This is a genomic window from Streptomyces sp. NPDC007162 (assembly GCF_040634175.1).
Taxonomy (GTDB): Bacteria; Actinomycetota; Actinomycetes; order Streptomycetales; family Streptomycetaceae; genus Streptomyces.
Map to the genome: position 1 here is coordinate 1 of NZ_JBEYFC010000597.1, position 4873 is coordinate 4873.

Sequence of the window (4873 nt, forward strand, 5' to 3'; positions counted from 1 at the left end):
AGACGGCGGGGCAGCCGGCGGCGTGAGGACGGGGCTCCGTCGACAAGCGGAAGATATGCCGGGTTTGTGAGTGTATGCGGGCTAATGTGCCCGCATGCAGATGAACACTCCGTCACGTAAGCCGCACCGGCGGAACGCGACCCGGCTGACGCCCCGGGGCAGGCTCACCCTCGTCGCGGCCGGTGTCGTCGTGGCCGGCGCGGCCGTGGTGGTGCCGCTGCTGACCCTGCACGGCGCGGCGGACAGGTCCGCGACCCTGGTCGTCCCGGAGGGCTGGCGCGCCTCCCAGGTCTACGACGCCGTCGACAAGGCCCTCGCCCTCCCCGCCGGCACCACCAGGCAGTCCGTCGGCAGCGCGGGCCTGAGACTGCCCGGCGAGGCGGAGGGGAACCCGGAGGGCTACCTCTTCCCGGCCAGTTACCCGCTGGCGCGGGACGCGACCCCGCAGTCCGTGCTGCGGTTCATGGTCGACACCGCCCGCCAGCGGTTCGACAAGGCTCCTCTCGCGGCCGGCGCCCAGCGCGACGCGATGAACGTCTACCAGGCGGTGACGGTCGCGAGCATCGTCCAGGCCGAGGCCGCGAACAAGGCCGACATGGGGAAGGTGGCCCGGGTCGTCTTCAACCGGCTGCAGCGCGGTATGCCGCTCCAGATGGACGCCACTCTCCATTACGGCCTCGACCGCAGGACCCTCGACACCTCCGTGGCGGACACCCGCAGCGACAGCCCGTACAACTCCTACCAGCGCATGGGTCTGCCGCCCACGCCGATCGACAACCCGGGCGAGGACGCGATGCGGGCCGCCCTGAACCCCACGCCGGGCGACTGGCTGTACTTCGTCACGGTCAAGCCGGGCGACACGAGGTTCACCGCCGACTACGCGGAACACCAGCGCAACGTGGCCGAGTTCAACGCCGTGCGCGGCGGCGGGGCGCGGCAGCCGGCCGCTTCCGGCGGGCCGCGCTGAGCCGCCGCCCGTACGTCAGGCCGCGACCGGTTCCCCGGCCAGCAGCCGCCTGATGTCCCGGACGGCTTCGCGGCCCGCACGGTTGGCGCCGATGGTGCTGGCCGACGGGCCGTAACCGACGAGGTGGACACGCGGGTCGGCGACCGCCCGGGTCCCCTCGACCCGGATCCCGCCGCCCGCCTCGCGCAGCCGCAGCGGTGCCAGGTGGTCGAGGGCGGCCCGGAAGCCGGTGGCCCACAGGATGACATCGGCGTCCACGTGCCGGCCGTCGTTCCAGTCCACGCCGTCGGGAGTGATGCGGTCGAACATCGGCTGCCGGTCGAGGACGCCGTCCCGCAGGCCCTGCCGGATCGCGTCGTTGAGCGGCAGCCCGGTGACCGAGACCACACTCCGCGGGGGCAGTCCCTGCCGTACCCGCTCCTCCACCAGCGCCACCGCGGCCCGGCCCGCGCCCTCGTCGAAGGGTCCCTCGCGGAACACCGGCGGACGCCGGGTGACCCAGGTGGCGGCCGCCGCGTACGGGGCGAGCTCCAGCAGGTGCTGGGTGCCGGACGCGCCGCCGCCGACGACCACCACCCGCTTGCCGGCGAACTCCTCGGGCCCCGTGTACTGCGCGGTGTGCAACTGGCGCCCGCGGAAGGTCTCCTGGCCCGGGTAGCGGGGCCAGAACGGCCGTTCCCAGGTACCGGTGGCGTTGATCAGCGCCCGCGTGGACCAGTCCCCGGCATCGGTCTCCACGAGCAGCCGGCCGTCCTTGTCCGCGCGCACCGCGCGGACGTCGACGGGCCGTCGTACCCGCAGGTCGAAGGTGCGCTCGTAGTCGGCGAAGTACTCACCGACGACCTCCGCGGACGGCCGCGCGGGATCGGCTCCGGTCAGCTCCTTGCCCGGCAGCGCGTGCATCCCGTGCACCTTGCCGTACGTCAGCGACGGCCACCGGAACTGCCAGGCGCCGCCCGGGGCCGGGGAGCGGTCCAGGACCACGAAGTCCTCGTCCGGCTCGAAGCCGGTGCGCCGCAGATGATAGGCGCTGGACAGACCGGCCTGACCGGCGCCGATGACGACCACCTCGACCTCGCGCACAGTGTTCACGCTTCTGCCAACCAAGGGGTGGACGTGGATCTTCCCGTACGGCCGCTCGGCCGGCCGCGGCGCATGGGTCAGGATGGAGGCATGTCGGATGCCTTCACCACACGAGTACTCAACGTCACCACCGGGTCGCGGGAGCGGGTCGTCGACCTGACCGCCGACTGCGAGGCCTTCCTCCGCGAGGCGGCGGACGGCCGCGACGGCCTGCTGAACCTCTTCGTCCCGCACGCCACGGCCGGCATCGCGGTCCTCGAGACCGGCGCCGGCAGTGACGACGACCTGCTGGCCGCGCTGCACACCCTGCTCCCCGCCGACGACCGCTGGCAGCACCGGCACGGCAGCCCGGGCCACGGCCGCGACCACGTCCTCCCGGCGATCGTGCCTCCGCACGCCACCCTCCCGGTGATCGACGGCCGTCTGGAACTGGGCACGTGGCAATCGGTGTGCCTCGTCGATACGAACAAGGACAATCCCGAGCGAAAGGTGCGGATTTCCTTCCTGGCGGGTTCCTGACTCCGTCAGGGTGCCGCGTCGAGCAGATCGAGGGCACTCTGCTGGCGTGCGGCGTCCACCTGGTCGAGCGGCCCGTACCAGCGCAGCCCGTACTGGTCGAGGGCGTTGCGGTCGTTCGCGTGGGCGCTGTCCGCCTGGCGTTGGAGATACGCGGTGTACGGGTGGTCCGGCAGTACCGAGTTGAGCCTGCCGAGGCCGCGCACGTCGGCGCCCTTGAAGGACGGCCCGTCGGCTCCGCAGTCACCGCTCTCGCACGGGTCGCGCAGGATGCCGCCGGAGGTGTGGAGCAGCGAGGTCGTGGTGGCGGCGTCGGCGATCTGCCGTGCGCCGGTGAGCAGTCCGCCGTCGCCGGTGGCCCGGTACAGCTCGGCGAGGGCGCCGAGCAGGACGCCCTGGTTGTACGACCAGACGGTCCCCCCGTTGTTGCCGCAGGTGGACAGGTCGACACCGTCGTTGACCAGGTGCGAGCCGTTGATCATGCCGGTGCCCTGGAACCAGCTCCAGCCGCTGCGGGCCCGGTCGAGGTACGTGGAGTCGCCCGCGATCCTGTTGTGCAGCGCGGCGTTGAGCTGGATGTAGAGGGAGTTGGCGATCGCGTTCTTGTACGTCCTCGCCGTGCTCCACCACACTCCGCCGCCACAGGTGCCGTCCCAGTAGGCCGCCATGTGGTCGGCGTCCGCGCGGGCCGTGTCCAGGTAGCGGCTGTCCCCGGTCAGGTCGTACGCGGCGACCCAGGCCAGTCCCCACCAGCCGGTGTCGTCGAGGTAGTCGTTGCGGAACTGCCCACCCTGGGCGTTGACGTTCAGGTCGTAGGTGCGGGCGATCGCGTACCGGTAACTGCCCATGCCCGTCACGCGGATGTTGTCGATGACGGCGGTCAGGGCGTTCGCGGAGTTCCACCAGCCGGTGGTGTCGAACAGGCCGGTTCCGTAGTCGTAGAAGGCCATCAGGCCGGTGGCCGCGGCAGTGCGCGGCTCGCCCGCGTTCCACGTGGTGCGGGCCCAGGGGGTGCAGGCGATCTCGGCGCGGTCCCCGGCCTTTCCGCAGGCGCGCAGCGCCCCGACGCCGAGGTTGTTCCAGTCGTCCACGTTGTACATCAGCGTGCGCCAGCCGCGCCGGCCGGCGGGCACGGCGGTGTCGCCCAGTCTGCTGCCCGAACTCCAGGTGCGGCCGCCGTCGAGGGAGCGGTCGAGCCAGACCTCGTCGCCGGGGTCGCCGTTGTCGATGGAGGCCCAGCCCATGGCGTCGGTGTCGTCGAAGTGCAGGACGATCGACCGGGAGTAGACGCTCGCCGTGACCGGTGTCCGGTCGTCCGGGGAGAGCGCGGGGTCCCGGGCGTCGCAGTACCTGTTGCAGACGGCGGCCGTCGCCGAGGTGCCGGCGGCGGCCGCCGGGGGCGTGAGCGGGACGAGGACGGTGCACAGCGCCAGGGCGAGTGCCGCGGCCGGCCTGCGCGGGAAACGGCCTCGCGGCCTCGGTACGGGGGGCATGGAACCTCGCTGCTTCGAGGGGCGGGGTGAGAGCGCTCTCGGAACGTAGGGAAGTGCCAGGGTGACGTCAATGCAGCCCGGGGGTAAGGAAGTTGCACTCAGGTCTGCACTAAAGGGCACCCGCAAGCACCTCGGCGGCGGCGATCCCGGAGGCGGCCGTGGCGCCGTGGGTGAAGATCTGGGCGGCCGAGGGGACCACGGTGCCCGGCAGGCCCATCTCCACCACGATCGCGTCCGGCCGGGCGGCCACGAGTTCCGTGAGGGCCCGCGCCATCCAGGCGTGCCGGGCGGCGTCGCGGACCACCACGACCAGCGGCCGTCCCGACGCGGGTGCCAGCGCCCGCGCCGCCAGTGCCGTGGCGCCCGTGCGCAGGTCCTCGTGGCACACCCGGGCGGACGTGGTGCCGGGGAGCCGCTCGCCCAGCGGGGCGGCCACCCCCCACGGGGTCTCCGCACCGATGGCCAGGTTGGTGGTGGGCGCGAGTTCCACCACGTGCGGCGCGGTCACCAGGGGCAGGACACGGCGCACGGCCCCGGTCAGGCGGATGGCCCGGCGGGCCGCCGCGAAGCCGATGCCACCGGCGTCCCAGGCGGTGACGCCGGCCGGGCTGAGCGCCGCCGACCAGGCCGCGAACTCCCGGACCCGTCCGCTCGCCTCCGCGAGCCGCTCCGCCGGGAGCTCACCCGACCGGACGGCGTGCACCAGGGCGTCCACGAGCTGGACCGCGGTGGCCTCCTGGGCGTTCTCGCCGCCGACGCAGACGGCGTCGGCGCCCGCGGCGACTGCCCTGACCGTGGCCCCGCCGATCCCGTA

4 protein-coding genes and 1 pseudogene are annotated in these 4873 nt (G+C 73.2%); 2 read left to right on the forward strand and 3 right to left on the reverse strand.

Going from position 1 to position 4873, the window contains the following annotated elements; all coding sequences use genetic code 11:
- Nucleotides 1-94 precede the first annotated feature (94 nt).
- Nucleotides 95-967 (forward strand): endolytic transglycosylase MltG, encoded by an 873-nt coding sequence (gene mltG / locus ABZ646_RS40040; RefSeq protein WP_360530719.1) that lies wholly within the window; start codon nucleotides 95-97, stop codon nucleotides 965-967.
- Between the two features lie 15 nt (nucleotides 968-982).
- Here mltG and ABZ646_RS40045 read toward each other — a convergent pair whose 3' ends face one another.
- The gene (locus tag ABZ646_RS40045) at nucleotides 983-2059 is read right to left on the reverse strand and encodes an NAD(P)-binding domain-containing protein (protein WP_360530722.1); all 1077 of its coding nucleotides are present in this window, start codon (nucleotides 2057-2059) and stop codon (nucleotides 983-985) included.
- A gap of 81 nt (nucleotides 2060-2140) precedes the next feature.
- Between ABZ646_RS40045 and ABZ646_RS40050 the strand changes: the two genes are divergently transcribed.
- On the forward strand, nucleotides 2141-2569 hold the full coding sequence (locus ABZ646_RS40050; RefSeq protein ID WP_360530725.1) for a secondary thiamine-phosphate synthase enzyme YjbQ: 429 nt from the start codon (nucleotides 2141-2143) through the stop codon (nucleotides 2567-2569).
- A 5-nt stretch (nucleotides 2570-2574) separates the two neighbouring features.
- Here ABZ646_RS40050 and ABZ646_RS40055 read toward each other — a convergent pair whose 3' ends face one another.
- Together ABZ646_RS40055 and ABZ646_RS40060 are read right to left on the reverse strand one after the other, a co-directional pair.
- Nucleotides 2575-4059 (reverse strand): glycoside hydrolase family 76 protein, encoded by a 1485-nt coding sequence (locus tag ABZ646_RS40055; RefSeq protein ID WP_360530728.1) that lies wholly within the window; start codon nucleotides 4057-4059, stop codon nucleotides 2575-2577.
- A 109-nt stretch (nucleotides 4060-4168) separates the two neighbouring features.
- Nucleotides 4169-4873: pseudogene (locus ABZ646_RS40060) on the reverse strand (glycoside hydrolase family 3 protein); the annotation flags it as partial.

Bases quoted from the DNA above. Each gene is read 5' to 3' on its own strand.
- mltG (WP_360530719.1), top strand. From the start codon at position 95: ATGCAGATGAACACTCCGTCACGTAAGCCGCACCGGCGGAACGCGACC.
- ABZ646_RS40050 (WP_360530725.1), top strand. From the start codon at position 2,141: ATGTCGGATGCCTTCACCACACGAGTACTCAACGTCACCACCGGGTCG.
- ABZ646_RS40055 (WP_360530728.1), bottom strand. From the start codon at position 4,059: ATGCCCCCCGTACCGAGGCCGCGAGGCCGTTTCCCGCGCAGGCCGGCC.